Origin of the sequence: Okeania sp. KiyG1, from assembly GCF_014132355.1 — a bacterium.
Lineage (GTDB): Bacteria > Cyanobacteriota > Cyanobacteriia > Cyanobacteriales > Microcoleaceae > Okeania.
Map to the genome: position 1 here is coordinate 1 of NZ_BLZO01000175.1, position 18181 is coordinate 18181.

At 33.0% G+C, this 18181-nt stretch carries 11 protein-coding genes and 4 pseudogenes; 11 read left to right on the forward strand and 4 right to left on the reverse strand.

Features of this window, described 5'->3' with window-relative positions:
* Positions 1-585: tetratricopeptide repeat protein (locus tag SAGCYANO_RS38495; RefSeq protein ID WP_202224849.1), on the forward strand; the 585-nt coding region annotated here is incomplete at its 5' end.
* Positions 586-2147: 1562 nt separating this feature from the next.
* Here SAGCYANO_RS38495 and SAGCYANO_RS38500 read toward each other — a convergent pair.
* The 4 genes and pseudogenes from SAGCYANO_RS38500 to SAGCYANO_RS38515 all read right to left on the reverse strand — a co-directional run bounded on the left by SAGCYANO_RS38500 (position 2148) and on the right by SAGCYANO_RS38515 (position 8231).
* Complete coding sequence (locus tag SAGCYANO_RS38500) at positions 2148-2420, reverse strand: hypothetical protein (protein WP_202224850.1); 273 nt, start codon at positions 2418-2420, stop codon at positions 2148-2150.
* The gene (locus tag SAGCYANO_RS38505) at positions 2417-2761 is read right to left on the reverse strand and encodes a hypothetical protein (RefSeq protein ID WP_202224851.1); all 345 of its coding nucleotides are present in this window, start codon (positions 2759-2761) and stop codon (positions 2417-2419) included. Before SAGCYANO_RS38505 ends, SAGCYANO_RS38500 begins: the two co-directional genes overlap by 4 nt.
* Positions 2762-3613: 852 nt before the next feature.
* A pseudogene (locus SAGCYANO_RS38510) lies at positions 3614-4980 on the reverse strand (aldehyde dehydrogenase).
* 983 nt (positions 4981-5963) lie between these two features.
* On the reverse strand, positions 5964-8231 hold the full coding sequence (locus tag SAGCYANO_RS38515; RefSeq protein ID WP_202224852.1) for a bifunctional (p)ppGpp synthetase/guanosine-3',5'-bis(diphosphate) 3'-pyrophosphohydrolase: 2268 nt from the start codon (positions 8229-8231) through the stop codon (positions 5964-5966).
* Positions 8232-9081: 850 nt separating this feature from the next.
* Here SAGCYANO_RS38515 and patD point away from each other — a divergent pair.
* The 10 genes and pseudogenes from patD to glyA form a co-directional block, all read left to right on the forward strand.
* Positions 9082-9453: a heterocyst frequency control protein PatD gene (patD, locus tag SAGCYANO_RS38520; RefSeq protein ID WP_202224853.1), complete on the forward strand. Its 372-nt coding sequence runs from the start codon at positions 9082-9084 to the stop codon at positions 9451-9453.
* Between the two features lie 17 nt (positions 9454-9470).
* Complete coding sequence (locus SAGCYANO_RS38525; protein ID WP_202224854.1) at positions 9471-10076, forward strand: zf-TFIIB domain-containing protein; 606 nt, start codon at positions 9471-9473, stop codon at positions 10074-10076.
* Between the two features lie 2297 nt (positions 10077-12373).
* A pseudogene (locus SAGCYANO_RS38530) lies at positions 12374-14037 on the forward strand (dipeptide ABC transporter ATP-binding protein).
* A 148-nt stretch (positions 14038-14185) separates the two neighbouring features.
* On the forward strand, positions 14186-14452 hold the full coding sequence (locus SAGCYANO_RS38535; protein ID WP_202224855.1) for a hypothetical protein: 267 nt from the start codon (positions 14186-14188) through the stop codon (positions 14450-14452).
* The gene (locus SAGCYANO_RS38540; RefSeq protein WP_375340078.1) at positions 14440-14745 is read left to right on the forward strand and encodes a hypothetical protein; all 306 of its coding nucleotides are present in this window, start codon (positions 14440-14442) and stop codon (positions 14743-14745) included. Before SAGCYANO_RS38535 ends, SAGCYANO_RS38540 begins: the two co-directional genes overlap by 13 nt.
* Positions 14687-15220, forward strand: a pseudogene (locus SAGCYANO_RS51085) (hypothetical protein). Before SAGCYANO_RS38540 ends, SAGCYANO_RS51085 begins: the two are co-directional and overlap by 59 nt.
* Before the next feature lie 296 nt (positions 15221-15516).
* Positions 15517-15834, forward strand: coding sequence for a hypothetical protein (locus SAGCYANO_RS38550; RefSeq protein WP_202224858.1), 318 nt, complete (start codon positions 15517-15519; stop codon positions 15832-15834).
* Positions 15835-16465: 631 nt separating this feature from the next.
* A complete protein-coding gene (locus SAGCYANO_RS51090; RefSeq protein ID WP_375340079.1) occupies positions 16466-16762 on the forward strand; it encodes a hypothetical protein in 297 nt (98 codons plus the stop codon).
* 483 nt (positions 16763-17245) lie between these two features.
* Positions 17246-17848: a nitroreductase family protein gene (locus tag SAGCYANO_RS38560; RefSeq protein WP_202224860.1), complete on the forward strand. Its 603-nt coding sequence runs from the start codon at positions 17246-17248 to the stop codon at positions 17846-17848.
* 125 nt (positions 17849-17973) lie between these two features.
* Positions 17974-18181, forward strand: a pseudogene (gene glyA / locus SAGCYANO_RS38565) (serine hydroxymethyltransferase); the annotation flags it as partial.

Here is an 18181-nt window from a genome sequence, read left to right on the forward strand (position 1 = left end):
TTTGCTCAACTCAAAAAATGGGAAGAAGCTATAGCTGAATATCGTGAGGTTCTCAAAATTAATCCTAATTCAGCAGTTGTACATGACCAGTTAGGAGAAGCATTAACAGAAATGCAAAAGTGGGAAGAAGCAATAAATTGTTATCAAAAAGCTGTCGAAATTAAACCAGATAATCAAAAGTTTAATCAGCATCTACAAGAAGCATTAGCGAGAAGACAAGAACAGAATAAAACCGTCATAGATTCCCATTTAAAATTAGCAGAAATGATGGAAAAACAAGGGTTTATTGAGGAGGCTATTTCTGCTTATCGTCGAGTGGTAAATCTTAATCCCACTGCTGCCGATCTTCACCATAAATTAGGATATGCTTTGGCAAGTTTGGAAAAGTGGAATGAAGCGATCGCTTCTTATAATAAGGCAATTGAACTTCATCCAAATTCGGGTATTGTACATTATCATTTGGGCGAAGCTTTGACTAATTTAGGCTTAGATGAACAAGCAATATCTTCCTTAGAAAAAGCTATTGAACTTGCACCAAATTTATCTAGCGCTCATCAAGCTTTAGAAAATTTACAGGCAAAATAGGGAATAGGGAATAGGGAGTAGGGAGTAGGGAGTAGGGAGTAGGGGAGTAGGGAGTAGGGGAGTGAGGGAGTAGGGGAGTGAGGGAGTAGTAAACATAAGAATAATTAACATTAATTTGGGTAAAACTAGCAAAAAAATTCCATGGCCATAAGTTAATTACTTAATAATTAAGGTAAAAATCCTCTCCTTTAAAGGAGAAAGGAGAAACAAGAAAAAATTTTCACGCTCCGCGTCAATCCTCTTCTTTTCAAGGAGAGGTAATCATGAATTATTAATTAGGGTTTGCTGAAAAAGTCTTATGGGTAAGAGTAGGAGACAACCCACCCCTAACCCTCCCAACCCACCCCTAACCCCGACCGTGGAGGGGAGGGGAATACAGGAGAAATGGGAATTATAGAGGAGGTAGGAGGAAGAATAATCCCTTGATTATTCTGCGCAACTATAAGCCTAAAATGCTAATTTTTTGAACCATTACGACCTAAAAGCTTGGATTTTTTTTTACTAAAAAATGCGCTCAACCTTTATATGTAAATGCTTTTAGATTTAATCAGCAGACCCTAATTATTAATTGTTGAACATCTCACTACTCCCTACCTCCCCATTTCCCTATGTCCTCAGTTACAAAGATATATGGCTATATGGCAAACTTTTTGAGATTTGGTATTATCCGATGTCTACAAGTCAGGAAGTTCAACCAAAGCTGAAAACTATTAGTTAACTGCTAGTTAAATAAATAGGGAAAATTATTTGCATATCTACTACTAAGATATATTTTCTGATATCTGAATCTCCCCTTTTCCCTATCTCTAACAAATGTGAAATTACAGCATTTTTTCAGATAGTGAAATACAGTTTAATCTTAATTTATGTTCATTTCTGTTCCCTGTACCTTCTTCCCTACTTCCTAAAACATATAATTTTTTCCTCACATTTTTTAGGCATTACTACAACCTACATTCCGCACTTCAAAATCTAGTATAAAAAAGGAGTCAGAATTTCCTAGTTATTTGTAGCAAACATTTAGATTAAGTATCAATGATTTTTAGATTAAGTATCAACGCAAAATATAAGTTTTTCACTTGTTGAATAAAAAGTCATGTATATGGGCGAGTAACCCCCAATGATTACATACTATCACGATTTGTCAGATGTGTGTCTTTCATTCCGAGGTCTCCTCGGAATTACACACTCGCTTTTTGGGGATGCAAGAGGAAATACCTTGCCGTTTTTTTTTTGAGCTTCACAGGATGATAATTTTCTGGATTTTTGAATATAGCGTTGGCGGAGCAAGTGCGGTAGCTACATCACTTCTACATGAATAATATCGATACTGTTGATGGGGCGGGCAAATTTGGTGATCGTTATTTCTTTATCTGAGTGCTTCACAGGATGATGATTTTTTCTGCTTTGATGGTGTGAGTATCTTTTCTATATGTATTCAGTGACGATATGCTGTTTTTGCGTTGAATAAAAAGTCATGCATAGGGGCGAGTTAAACCCAATGATTACATACTATCACGATTTGTCAGATGTGTGTCTTTCATTCCGAGGAGACCTCGGAATTACACACTCGCTTTTTGGGGATGCAAGAGGAAATACCTTGCCGTTTTTTTGGAAGCTTCACAGGATGATGATTTTTCTTTGGTTGTGAATATAGTTTTGGCGGAGCAAGTGCGGTAGCTACATTGCTTCTGCATGAGTAAATATATAGATGTGTTGATAGGGTGAAAATTTTTCGGTGTCGCCATTCTCCCCACTTCTTTATTGAAGTGCTTCACAGGATAATAATTTTTCTCTGCTTTGATGGTGTGAGTATCCCTTCCATAAGTATTCAATGGCAATATGCTGTTTTATAGTTGAATAAAAAGTCATGTATAGGGGCGAGTAACACCCAATGGTTAAATTGTATCACGATTTTTTTGAGGATGCAAGAGGAAATACCTTGCTGTTTTTTTTGAGCTTCACAGGATGATGATTTTTCTTTGGTTGTGAATATAGTTTTGGCGGAGCAAGTGCGGTAGCTACATTGCTTCTGCATGAGTAAATATATAGATGTGTTGATAGGGTGAAAATTTTTCGGTGTCGCCATTCTCCCCACTTCTTTATTGAAGTGCTTCACAGGATAATAATTTTTCTCTGCTTTGATGGTGTGAGTATCCCTTCCATAAGTATTCAATGGCAATATGCTGTTTTTGCGTTGAATAAAAAGTCATGCGTAGGGGCGAGTTAAACCCAATGGTTAAATTGTATCACGATTTTTTTGAGGATGCAAGAGGAAATACCTTGCCGTTTTTTTTGAGCTTCACAGGATGATGATTTTTCTTTGGTTGTGAATATAGTATTGGCGGAGCAAGTGCGACAGCTACATCGCTTCTACATGAGTAAATATATAGATGTGTTGATGGGGTGAAAATTTTTCGGTGTCGCCACTTCTTTATTGAAGTGCTTCATGGGATGATAATTTTCTCTGCTTTGATGGTGTGAGTATCCCTTCTATATGTATTCAGTAGCGAAATGCTGTTTTTGGGTTGAATAAAAAGTCATGCGTATGGGCGAGTGACACACAATGGTTAAATTGTATCACGATTTGTCTTAAGTGTGTCTTTCATTCCGAGGTCTCCTCGGAATTACACACTCGCTTTTTGGGGATGCAAGGGGAAATACCTTGCCGTTTTTTTGAAGCTTCACAGGATGATAATTTTCTGGATTTGTGAATATATTTTTGGCGGAGCAAGTGCGGTAGCTACATCGCTTCTAGATGAATAAATATATGGCGTTGCATAGAGTGCGGGATAAATTTTAGGCTCTCGAACACAGTCCGTATAAAAAACAAAACATGGAATTTACCGAAAAATCCTGGTCTAAAGCCTTCCCTTTGACAAAAAAGATAATTTACGCCCTAAAAAATGGTATTGAAGCCATTCCCATAGGACTCGGTCCTCCTGACTTCCCCTCCTGGGAGGTTCACTCCTAAGAAATACCCTAGATATTTGTAGCAAACATCTATAAATTTGGTATTACTTAAAAATTACTTTTTAATCAAACTTATTTTATTTTTGTATGGAGCATATCGCCAACTTAAATCCAACCATAAACCCTTTTTCAACACACTTTTGTAATGGGAAAAAGTGTTAAAACTAGCCTTGCCATGATAACGACCAATACCACTATTTCCTACACCGCCAAATGGTAAAGATACTACTCCAAATTGCATCACAGTATCATTAATACAAACATTTCCAGAAGAAGTTTCTGTTAAAACTTGCTCTTGCTTTTGTTTGTTTCGAGAAAAGAAATAAAGTGCTAGAGGTTTAGGACGAGAATTAACAATAGCGATCGCCTCTTCTAAATTACTGTATTCTAAGACAGGCAAAATAGGTCCAAAAATTTCCTCTTGCATAATTAAGGAATTCCAAGAAACCTCTTCAATAATTGTTGGAGCAATGTAGCGGTCTTCTGAGTTAGTTTCACCGCCAATAACTATTTTTCCATCTTGCAGTAAGTTAGTTAATCTACTAAATTGTTTTTGATTAATAATCCGACAATAATCTGGACTATTAGCAGGATTTTTACCATAAAATTCAAGGAGATATTTTTTGATTTTATCTAATAAATCCGATTTAACTGCTTGATTTACTAACAAATAATCAGGAGCAACACAAGTTTGACCAGCGTTAATAAACTTTCCCCAAGCAATACGTTTTGCCGTATATTCTAACTGAATATCAGAATCAACAATACAAGGACTTTTTCCACCTAATTCTAAAGTAACAGGTGTGAGATTTTTAGCAGCAGCTTCCATAACTATTTTGCCGACTTTTGTACCTCCAGTAAAGAAAATATGGTCAAATTTTTCTACTAATAACTGTTGAGTTATTTCTATTCCTCCTGTAACTGTAGAAATATAAATAGGGTCAAAAGTATTAGCAATTAAATTAGCTATAACTTCAGATGTATTAGCAGCTACTTCTGAAGGTTTAATAATTGCACAATTTCCTGCTGCAATAGCACCTAATAAGGGAGATATTACTAATTGAAAAGGATAATTCCAAGGACCAATAATTAAAACTACCCCTAAAGGTTCTGGATAAATTTTTGCTCCGGCGGGAAACTGTTCAATTGGGGTAGAAACTTTTCGAGGTTTTGTCCAATATTTTAGTTTTTAATTGCATTATTTATCTCTTTGACAAAAGCAAGTTCAAAATAACTTTCAAAAGTTGGTCGATTCAAATCTGCTTTAATAGCAGTAATTATTTGTTCTTGATAATCTAAAACAGCCTGCTTTAAAAGTTTAAGTTGTTCTATTCTAAATTCAACATTTCTAGTTTTTCCTGTGGCAAAAAATTGACGTTGTTTATTTAATATCTTACTGATTGATGATTGGTCTAATACCATAGTTTTTCTCCTAAATCAATCTGAGGATAAAAATTTTCCATAATATTTTTATGCTTCACTCATTATCTAGCATTTACTTAAGAAAAAATAGAGCAAATATCGAAGTTAAGAGGTAAGCATTTCCTGCGGAATGCTGCGCAAACAGCCGTCAGGTATCAGCTATTAATTCATTGCCTTGAGAGCAGGGATTAGTATTAAAAAATTTAAGGATAATTATAAAGTATTGGAAAAAAACTAACCTTGACCAAGAGAGTGTATATACATTATCTATGAAACAGCTAAAAGCTGACCGCTAATAGCTGAATGCTTATGTTAAGAGTTAACTTTAAATCTTTTCTTATTCCGTTCAGTTATACAGCAGTTTTTGAATTGATAAGGTACAAATTTTTATGCTTTTAGAGAACACCAGAACAGGGAAAAAGGAATGAAGAAAAATTATAGATTAGTCTCATAGCATAAGAAAGAAGAAGGAAGAAGGAAAAATGAAAAATATTGCGTTTTTTTTACTTCATTCATTAAAAAAAGATGAGAGCTGACCGCTAATAACCCAATGCTTACCCTAAGAAAGAATTGGTGTTTGACTTATGCCGATGATAAATCTTAGACTAGGAAATGTTTTTCCAACTGTTCCCTGTTCCCTGCTATACATCTCAAATAAAAATACTATATTATACCAAGGGTGAAAAAAGAATGCTTAACTTAGGTAAACTTCAACTATTAAGTAATTAACACAGACTGAATAACTTTTTTGATAATTAGCACCCAAGTTATTGTTAATTATTCTGATGTTTACTTCTCCCTCTCGGACATTACATACAACTACTCCCCCACTCAAGAAAATCTAGCAAACATTTATCACGCTTGGTATTAGTAGTTCTCAATTAAAAAGGGTTGAAATTTTCTGAAAAATTGACCTTCATTGTCAGCATTTCCTGCAGAATGCTTACCCTTCTTCCTTCACCTTTCTTCTTCCTTCAAAAAAACTATTCAACTTGACTAAGACGACGTAAATTCAAAATATCACTCATATTTTTAATTTGAGTACAAGTCTTTTCAAATTGTTGGCGATCGCTCACTTCAATACATAGATTAATAATTGCTGGGTGACCGGGATTTGTTTTAACTTGAGCATTTTGAACATTAACATTATTATCCATCAAACGAGACAAAATATCTTTCAAAACTCCCACTCTATCCATCACTTCTATGCAAATATTAACTGGATAAGTTTGAGGTCGTCCTTGATTTTTATTAGTAGAATTCCAACTAACAGGAACCAACCTTTCCCCGGGTACATTTTCCACATTAGAACAACCTTGACGATGAATAGAAATACCATTAATGCGAGTTACACTACCAATAATAGGTTCGCCTGGAATTGGATTACAACAACCAGCCAAATGATACATTAAACCTTCAACTCCAGCAATGGGATGAGATTTATCTGAAGATGAAGTTTGAGTTGGACGAGGCAACATTAAAGAAGATTTTTGCTCAAAAAATTCTTCACAAATATCTGAATTTTGCTCAACTTGTGTAACTTCCCTAGTTGCATCTCGTAATCGATTAACTACTAAATTTAAAGTTATTTCACCGTAACCCAAAGCTGCTAGTAAATCTTCCACATTATGGTAATTAAACCTCTCAGCAACAAGTCGCATTTGCTCAGACTTGAGTAAAGATTCAAAACCTTTTTTACCCAATTCTTTTTCTAATAATTCTTTCCCTCTAGATACATTTTCTTCCCGATGAGAGCGTTTATACCACTGACGAATCCGGTTTCGTGCCGCACCAGTTACAACAAAATTCAGCCAATCTAGACTTGGATGCCCATTTTTTTGAGTTAATATTTCGACAATATCACCATTTTTTAATGGAGTATCTAAATTAACAATTTTATCGTTGACTTTAGCCCCTGTACAATGATTTCCCACTTCTGTATGAATACGATAAGCAAAGTCTACTGAAGTCGAACCTTGTTTGAGAGAAATTACATCACCTTTTGGTGTAAATACATAGACATCTTCATAGAATAGATCGCCTTTTATAGTCTCCAAATATTCCCGATCGTCTATCAGGTCGCTTTGCCATTCTAATAACTGTCTTAACCAAGTAAATTTTTCATCTTCAGCCGTCATTTTAGTATTACTAGAACTGGTTTCTTTATACTTCCAATGAGCAGCAATTCCATATTCAGCAATATGGTGCATTTCTACAGTTCTAATTTGCACTTCTACAGGGCGAGCTGTATTACCTATTACGCCTGTATGTAATGATTGATAACGATTAGGTTTTGGCAGACCAATATAGTCTTTAAATCTTCCAGGAATGGGTCGGTAAGAGTCATGAACAATGGCTAAAGTTCGATAACAATCTTCCCTTTTATTCACAATAATTCTTAGTCCGGCAATATCATAAACTTCGTGAAATGCTTTTTGCTTTAAATGCATTTTCCGATAAATTCCATACAGATGTTTAGGGCGACCACTAATGTCGTAGCATTCTATTCCTGCTTGGTCTAATTTTTGTCGTAAATTTTCTGTCATTTCTAACAATTTAGCCTCTCGGTCAGCTCTTTTATCTGCTACTAATTCTTGAACTTCTCGATAAGCTTCTGGTTCTATATATTTAAAAGATAAATCTTCTAACTCCCATTTGATTCTACCAATGCCCAAACGATTTGCTAAAGGTGCAAATATTTCCCGTGTTTCTAATGCCTTACTTAACTGTTTATGACGTGGCAAATGTTGCAAAGTTCTCATATTATGTAATCTGTCTGCCAACTTAACAACAATTACTCTAATATCCTTTGCCATTGCCAAAAACATCCGACGAAAATTCTCAGCTTGTAGCTCTGTTTTGCTAGAAAAATTAAACTTAGAAAGCTTAGTTACACCTTCAACTAATAAAGCTATTTCCGAGCCAAATTTTTGTTCTATTTCTTCAATAGTTACATCAGTATCTTCAACAATATCATGTAGAAAACCAGCAGCAATCATCGCACTATCACCACCGAGATATTTCAACAATCCCGCAACAGCTATAGGATGACATATATAAGGTTCTCCTGATTTACGATATTGTCCTTCATGCAACTTATAAGCCAGTTCAAACGCTTGACAGATTAAAGCTGTATCCAGCGAACAGCTAGTTAAATTATCGCTGTTATTTCTGCTATTTATGCATTCTTGTAACCAGTCAGGAATTACACATGAAAGTGCAGGTTTAGATGCTAGAGTTTTTGTATTCATAGTATTTAGTTTATAAATCAGGTTAATTGGTTGTTTGTTTCGCTAACTTATACTAGAAATGCCAGAGTTATATTTCGGTCTTTTATCAACCGAAATTATCAATTTATAGTTGATGAGAAAGCGGTCTTAATTTCAATTAGCTTTGTACTTTATACTTACAGCTTTTTTGAAATTATCTGTTGTTTTTATACTTTAATTCTTATAAAAAATATGGAAAGCTATGTATAATCATTGCGATAAGGTTATATTATCAAATCGGGGTAGATGTCTACGGATATCTACAATATAACTTAATAATTAAGTAAGTAAACAGTAGTCAGCTAATAGCTATTCTATCGGCACTCCGTAGGAAATGCTTACTGAAAAATTCAGGTATAAAGCCTCTCCTTTAAAGGAGAAAAAAAAATCTTTGATCCAATCCTCTTATTTATAAGAAGAGGTAATTATAAATTCTTAATTCTTAATTCTAAATTATTGAAATTATGACTCTAAAAAGTATCAAAAATATTCATAAAATCAGTAATCGTAGAGTGACATTAATTTCAAAGATAAATTCAAACTGATTCTGTGACTTTACTGAATAATTAAAGCTTAAAGCCTCTCCTTTAAAGGAGAAAAAAACGATCAAGGGATGGCGATCTTCGGAGCGGCTCTGATAAGAGCGGGTCTCCTCGCCATATCCAATTGACCAAGAGAAGAAAAATTTTTCCCTTTTACGTCAATCCTCTCCTTAAAAATAAGAGGTAATAATTAATTATTAATTATTAATTATTAATTATTAATTGTTAAATGAGCCTCTGAATATCCTATATTATTACCTTATATATACAAATTTTAATTGATTTATATTATGTTACCAAAGGAGCATAATCAGCAATATCAAAAATTCAGTCAAATGCTGAATCAGTTGCAGCAACTTATGGCCCTAGAAAATCTAGAGCTAGAAAAAATTTCGGCCATGAGTAAAGAAGTCCAACAGTTTTTCCAGATTCAGATTATGAGTCTAGATAACTTAGAACTAGATCGATCTATCGCATTTCAGGTAAAGTCTTACCTAACAGAGATGCATAAGGAACTTCGACTGTTATATGTAGATTTAACCTTTTTGCAAGCATCTCGAAACCCTCAAACAACACAAACGCGATTGGCCACTATCAAAGACCGCCTAAAAACCCTCATAGGCTATTGCGGGAATATACTTAGTAAAACAAAATTAACATAGGATCAGGAGCATATACGATGAAAAGTCCCAAGTACGATGTAGATTTAGAAGATGCCGTTTTGAATGATGTTATCCCGGTAAAATACTGCCCAGAATCTGAAGGTTTTTGGATTTCGGGAAAAAATTATGAAGCTTGGTTAGAAAGTTTACCCTCATGGTATGTCCCAGAAGAAATCTTACCTTATAATCAATTTGAAGATTTTGTACCCTCCCCTTTTGATAGTAAAGCAGGGTTATGTCCAGAATGTGGTACTTATTTATCACGCATCAAAATAAATATTAAAACACCTTTCTATATAGAACGTTGTTTACATGATGGTGGTATTTGGTTTGATGATGCTGAAGAGTGGAAAATTTTAGAATCTCTTGGACTGCATACAAAAATACATGAGATGTTTTCTAGTCAATGGCAAACTAAGGTGCGTCTGCATCAACAAGAAATGATTAATCGTCAGACTGTTATTGATAAATTGGGAGAAGAAATAGCTGAGTATGTTTTTCAATTAGCAGATATATTAGAGGATAATTCTCATGGAGATTGTGCTGCTACTTATATGTTACGCAGATTTGAAAATAAAAGAAAGGATCTGAATGGGAAATTTAGTGTAGGTAGTCAAAGTTAATATTTTATGAAAGGAAGAAGGAAGAAGGAAGAAGGAAGAAGGAAGAAGGAAGAAGGAAGAAGGAAGAAGGAAGAGGAAAGAATGAAAAAATAATTCTGCGCCACCTCACGTAAAGAAGTCAAAAGTCAAAAGTCAAAATTTAAAAGTAATGTTTTGAGGACTTAAAACTTTGAAATTACAGTAATTTAATTGAAATTATTTCACATCTATATAAGAAGCGAAACTAGAAATTAAAAGTAAAAATTTAAAATTTAAAAGTAATATTTCTAGGACTCAAAACTTTGAGAATACAGTAATTTAACTGAAATTATTTCACATTTAAAGGAGCGAAACTAGAAGTTAAAAGTCAAAAGTCAAAAGTCAAAATTTAAAAGTAATATTTTGAGTACTTAAAACTTTGAAATTACAGTAATTTAATTGAAATTATTTCACATCTATATAAGAAGTGAAACTAGAACTCAAAAGTCAAAAGTCAAAAGTTAAAAGTAATATTTTGAGGACTTAAAACTTTGAGAATACAGTAATTTAACTGAAATTATTTCATATATAAAGGAGGGAAACTAGAAGCTAAAAGTCAAAAGTCAAAAGTCAAAATTTAAAAGTAATATTTTGAGGACTTAAAACTTTGAAATTACAGTAATTTAATTGAAATTATTTCACATCTATATAAGAAGTGAAACTAGAACTCAAAAGTCAAAAGTCAAAAGTTAAAAGTAATATTTTGAGGACTTAAAACTTTGAGAATACAGTAATTTAACTGAAATTATTTCATATATAAAGGAGGAAACTAGAAGCTAAAAGTCAAAAGTCAAAAGTCAAAATTTAAAAGTAATATTTTGAGTACTTAAAACTTTGAAATTACAGTAATTTAATTGAAATTATTTCACATCTATATAAGAAGTGAAACTAGAACTCAAAAGTCAAAAGTCAAAAGTCAAAAGTAATATTTTGAGGACTTAAAACTTTGAGAATACAGTAATTTAACTGAAATTATTTCATATATAAAGGAGGGAAACTAGAAGTAAAAATTTAAAATTTAAAAGTAATATTTTGAGGACTTAAAACTTTGAGAGTACAGTGATTTAACTGAAATTATTTCACATCTATAAGAAGCGAAACTAGAAGTAAAAAATAAAAATTCAAAATTTAAAAGTTAAAAGTAATATTTTGAGTACTTAAAACTTTGAGAATACAGTAATTTAACTGAAATTATTTCATATATAAAGGAGGGAAACTAGAACTCAAAAGTAAAAAGTTAAAAGTTAAAAGTAATATTTTGAGGACTCAAAACTTTGAGAATACAGTAATTTAATTGAAATTATTTCACATCTATAAGAAGCGAAACTAGAAGTAAAAAGTCAAAAGTAAAAAGTCAAAAGTCAAAAGTAATATTTTGAGGACTCAAAACTTTGAGAATACAGTGATTTAACTGAAATTATTTAACATCTATAAGAAGCGAAACTAGAAGTAAAAAGTCAAAAGTAAAAAGTCAAAATTTAAAAGTAATATTTTGAGGACTCAAAACTTTGAGAATACAGTAATTTAATTGAAATTATTTCACATCTATAAGAAGCGAAACTAGAAGTAAAAAGTCAAAAGTAAAAAGTCAAAATTTAAAAGTAATATTTTGAGGACTTAAAACTTTGAGAATACAGTAATTTAACCAAAATTATTTAACATCTATAAGAAGCGAAACTAGAAGTAAAAAATAAAAATTTAAAAGTAATATTTTGAGGACTTAAAACTTTGAGAATACAGTAATTTAACCAAAATTATTTAACATCTATAAGAAGCAAAACTAGAAGTAAAAAATAAAAATTTAAAAGTAATATTTTGAGGATTAAAAACTTTGAGAATACAGTAATTTAACCAAAATTATTTAACATCTATAAGAAGCGAAACTAGAAGTAAAAATAAAAATTTAAAAGTAATATTTTGAGGATTAAAAACTTTGAGAATACAGTAATTTAACCAAAATTATTTCACATCTAAAGAAGCGAAACTATTAGTAACATCCTTTTTTTAAGCTGTCATAATACCACTTTGAAAAAAGAATGCTACAAAAGGGTAGAGTTTTATCGAATATGCTTAAAAATAGCTGCTCCAGTTTATTTTAGATATTTATACCTATCGTTTTTACCTTTTTCTCAATATTTTTCCCCTCTTCCTTCTTCCTTCTTCCTTCTTTCGTACGGACTATGCAACGTCCCTACCATTTGTAACAAACATTTATCAAAATGGTATAACACCTAAAACCTAAAACCTACGACCTAAAACCTACGACCTACCACCTAGTAATGAATTCCTTACTTGATATAAAAAATCTACGAGTAGCTTATCCCGAAAAACGTGGAAAATCTCATTGGGCAGTAAATAATGTCTCCCTCACACTTCAACCAGGTGAAAAATTAGGATTAGTGGGAGAATCTGGATGTGGTAAATCTACTCTTGGACGTGCTGCTATGAGATTATTACCCAAGTCAGTACAAGTTGAGGGGTCCATAACATTTGGGGGAGAATACATATTTGGGATGAACCCCTCTCGACTGAGAAAATTTCGTGGAGAAGCAGTAGCATTAGTTTTCCAAGACCCCATGACTCGTCTCGATCCATTAATGACTATTGGGGATCATTGTGTAGAAACAATTCAAGCTCATCAACCCAATATATCTAAATCTCAGGCACAACAAAAATCTATAGAAACTCTCGAAGCAGTAAATATTCCTGCAAGTCGTTGGTCTCAATATCCCCATGAATTTAGTGGGGGGATGCGACAAAGGGTGGCGATCGCTCTAGCTTTATTACTGGACCCTAAGTTAATTGTTGCGGATGAACCTACTACTAGCTTGGATGTAACTATAGCGTCTCAGATTTTAGGGGAACTTACCAGACTTTGCCAAGAACGTCAGACTTCCTTGTTATTAATTTCCCACGATTTAGCAATGGTGGCAGAATATTGTGACCGTATTGCTGTGATGTATGGAGGTGAAATTGTAGAAACAGGTTCAATTAAACAAGTTCTCCACAATCCTCAACATGAATATACTAAATCTCTATTTCAAGCTGCTTTACATATTCAAGTAGTTGAATCTACTCCTGCTCAAATTCAACCAGAAAAATCTGAATTAACAGAAGCTCCCAAAATCCTCAAACCAATTTTGCAGGTCAAAAATTTACAGAAGCACTACACCTTAGAAAGTAATTTTATAGAGCAATTATTATTTTCTGGAAAAAGTAAACTTATCAAAGCAGTGGATGGAGTTAACCTAGACCTCTATCCAGGGAAATAGTGGGATTAGTAGGAGAATCTGGATGTGGCAAAAGTACCTTATCTCGGACTATTTTACAGTTAATTAAATCTACTTCTGGCTCAGTCGAATTTCAAGGCAAAGACTTAACAACTCTCTCGCACTCTGCATTGCAACCTTACCGTCGGGAAATGCAAATGATATTTCAAGACCCCCTTGCTTGTCTCAACCCCATGATGACTGTTGACCAAATAGTAGCTGACCCCCTATTTATCCATAATTTGGCTAATGTAGAGGAAGCTAAAATTCAAGTGGAGCAAATGTTGGAAAAGGTAGGTTTGACTCCAGTAGTAGAATATGGCAAAAGATACCCCTCAGAATTATCTGGAGGACAACAACAGAGAGTCGCTATTGCCAGAGCATTAATTACTAATCCAAAACTGATTATTTGTGATGAACCTGTGAGTATGTTAGACGCTACTATTCAGACTCAAGTTTTGGAATTGATGTTGGAGTTAAAGAAAGAATTAAATTTAACCTATTTATTTATTACTCACGATTTATGGGTGGCTAGATTTATTTGTGACAGAATTGCTGTTATGAATGGTGGAAAAATTGTGGAGGAAGGAGAAACAGAAAAGATATTTAATCATCCCCAACATTCTTATACTCAGACATTGTTAAATGCTGCGCCGTTATTATCAAATGTTTAATTCTGTCAAAGCTAGGTTTTGAGCTATAAAATTTTATCTTCTTTTTTGGGTTTAGCTCACACTCTTAATTATGATTATTGTAGAAGTAATTTATGAATTTGTCCTACTGGCTTATTCTTCAAAAACTAGCTCTTAATTTTCAAGTTTAATGGCTGCACAAAATGATGAAGAAGCATCAAATAACATTAATTTTACTAATCAAGATAACTCCATAAATTATGGAACCCAATATGGTATTGGTATTCAAAATAATGTTATTGTCAATCTCAATTTTTATTTAGAAAAAGGTGATGTTAATTGTCCCTATAAGGAATCTAGTTTTCTTCCACAGGATGCTGAATATTTCTTCGGTAGAGATGAATTTTTAAAAAACTTATTACAGCCATTGAAAAGAATAATTTTATTCCAGTTTTAGGCGAATCAAAAAGTGGTAAATCTTCAGTGATTTTAGCATGGTTAATTCCGCGATTAGCAAAAGCAAAAAATTGGCTATTTACATTTTTTCGTCCTAGAGAAGACCCTTTTTATAATCTTGCTCAAGCTTTAGTTCCACTCTATATTCCAGAAATTGATCAAACAGAATTAGAGGCTGAAACAAAGAAACTAAAATCTTCACTTGAAAATAAAACTACTTCGTTATCAAAAATTATTGATAAAATACAGCAAAAATCCAGGGAATCGTATCTTAATTATTGCAGATCAATTTGAACAACTCTACACTTTTTGTACTGATGGTGAAACCCGATACAAGTTTATTAATGCTCTCTTACAAACGTTTCAAAACTCCACAGAAAAATCCTTTTTGTCAACAAAGTTAATTACTGCAATAGGAACAAATTTTTTAGAAAATGCTGAGTTCCATAAACCTTTAGCAGATGTCTTGAAAAAAGATGGAATTACGTTAGAACAAATGAAGTCAAACCAACTAAGAGAAGTCATAGAAAAACCCACTCAAAAATTGGGAATTGAAGTTGAAAAAAGATTGGTTTAACGCCTCATTGAAGATGTCATTGAAAAACAGGAACGTCTAGCTTTATTAGCATTTTCCCTAATTGAATTATGGGAAAAACAAAATGGTAAACAACTAACATATAGAGCTTACGAAGAAATTACTGAAAATGAATATATAGCCGAGGTTTACAAGAGAGAACAAAAAAGCGGGCAGAGCAAAAAAGCGTGCTGAACAAAATAACTTAATAAAAAAACTAGCAAAATAATACAATTGGTAAAACACCAATAGTATATAGAATTGTAATTTTATTATTTTTGTTTTTTGTTGGAATGCCTGTAGTTTTAGAATTTTTTCCAATTATTTTTGATAGTCCAGTTAGGATTATATGCAAGCTCAAAGATAAGTGCTAAAGCTGGAAATAGTTTTCACATAAATATTTCTTTTAAGAAAAAAACAAAACACAAGCTTTTTTGAATAGGTTAAACTAAAAATTAGTCAAGGTTAAGTTCACAAAGGAAATCTAAGTTATGCCAGATAACACAATCAATTTCACTAATCAAGGAAACGCTTCTATTTATGGAAAACAAGTTGGTATTGGCCAACAAAATAACAATAATCTTGTACCGCCTGAATTTATCGCAGAAGTTGAAAATTCACTGGGCGAAATTATAAAAAAATATCCTAATGAGGATCAAGCTTTAGAGGAGGCAAAAAAAGATCCGAAAATCAAGAAGCTATTGGATAGTGCAACAGCGCTTGTTGCCCCAATTGTTCTCAAGGAAACTGTTTCTCCTCTAGTTCGTCCTATAACTGAAAAGTTGCTTAATTGTTGGAACTTATTATAAAGTTTGCTGTTTCTAGAGTTTACTTTAGAATAATCTTTAGCAAGTCATTAATTTACAAAGAGTTGACACAATAAATACTTTAGAAATAATTCCACTGGTCAAATATTAAGATTACCAACATCATAAACTAAATCTCTCCGCCCTATACTGACATTTCATGTTTGCAGTATGGGGCATATTCTTTATTTGGTATGGTTACAACTTTAAAATAAATAGTTACTCAAACTATTATTTAAAAATTTTTTGATTCTCTACTCCCTTTTTCCTGCTCCCTGGACGAAAAGTTTAGGTACTTTACTCTGCAAATATATTCCTACCTTTGATGAGAATAAATTTCCACCTACTATCATTCTCTCAAAATTCTCCGAAGGCTCCACCGAGAGAAAATCCATAACTTATCGCAAATGAGAAACTAAAAATTATTCATTACTATTTGCCTATACGCAATAGTAGTCTCAAACCTTATTTAGAAAAAGAGGCGTTGGTGAATCAAGCAAGCTATGAAACCTAAATTTGGCAAAAGAAAAATACTTTGAGTTAATAGTTAGGCAATAGCCATTAAAGCACAATCATAGCCAAAATAATCAACGCCGAAAAAGAGAAAAGAGATTCTCATCAAACAGAGGAAAATATTAATTCTCTCTATCTAGGTTCGTATAGTTTTATTCCAGAGAATGCTAAATACTTTTGTAGTAGAGATAAATTTGTAAAAAATTGGTTAAAGGATGTTAAAGTCAAGAATCTTATTCCAATTTTAGGCACATCAAAAAGTGGTAAATCTTCAGTGGTTTTAGCAGAATTAGTGCCTAAATTAGCAAAAGCAAAAAATTGTTTATTTGCATATTTTAGCCCTGGAAAAAATCCTTTTTATGCTATTGCTAAAGCTTTATTCATACTCTATATTCCAGAAATAAATGAAAAAAAATGAGATAATAAAGCCAAGAAGCTAATTTTTTTACTTGAAAATAAAACTACTTCATTATCAGAAATTATTGATCAAATACAGCATAATAATCCACCGAATAGTATTTGAATTATTGCAGATTAATTTGAACAAATATACACCCTATGTGATGATAATAAAGTAGTATACAAATTTATTAATGCTATCTTACAAACATTTCACAACACTACAGAAAAATTCTATTTTTGACCCTCTATTCCCTTTTTCCTGTTCCCTACGCGAAAGGTTTGGGTACTTTACTCTCCAGTATGTATTCCTATACAATCGGAATTTAATGACTAGCTTTTTAGGACTCAAAAATTAGATAGATTATTTGCTCTTAATTTCAGGTAAAATTTAGCAAAACCTTTCCCTAACAAACAAAACCTCAATAGGGCAACTTGAGTTTTAATTTTATTGAAAAACTCAGTTTCTAAATCTTAAACTTATCAAGAGGAGTTTTACTCAATGGATGCTTTAGAAGTAATTTATCAACGTCGCGCTGTAAAACATTATGATCCTAACCATAAAATAACACCCCAAGAAGAACAAAAACTTTTAGAAGCAACAATTCAAGCTCCCACTAGCTTTAACATTCAACATTGGCGTTTTGTTATTCTTAGAGACCCAGAATTACGACAAAAGATCCGAGAACTTGGTTTCGATCAAGCTCAAATGACAGAAGCTTCTTTGCTCATTCTCTTTACAGCAGATATTAAAGCTTGGGAAAAAGAACCTCATCGCTATTGGCACAATGCTCCAGAGCAAGTCGCCAAACAACTTGTAGGTATGATAGAACCTTTCCATCAAGGGCGTGAATGGCTTCAGCGAGATGAAGCTCAACGTTCCATTGGTATGGCAATGCAAACCTTAATGTTAACAGCAAAAGCGATGGGTTATGATTCCTGCCCAATGATTGGTTTTGATATTCAAAAAGTAGCAGAATTAATTAATTTACCTGAAGATTATGTAATGGGTCCCATGGTAGCCATTGGTAAAAAAGTTAAAGACTCTTGGCCAAAACCCGGACAATTACCATTAAGTGAGTTAGTTGTCGAAAACAAATTCTAAAAGGGAATTAACCATAGTTCCACTAATATAAACTCAATCCCTCCGCCCCACACTGAAAACCATAAGTGCCAGTGTGGGGCATATAATTTAATAATGTAGTAATGTAACCTCAAAAAATAATAGATATGATTAACGCTAACTTTCTTGCCGATACTGACCCCCTAGTCGCCGAACTAATTCAAAAAGAATACGGACGGCAACAAGACCACCTAGAACTAATTGCTAGTGAAAACTTTACCTCTGCAGCAGTAATGGCCGCCCAAGGTTCCGTACTCACCAACAAATATGCCGAAGGTCTTCCAGGTAAACGATACTACGGCGGCTGTGAATTTA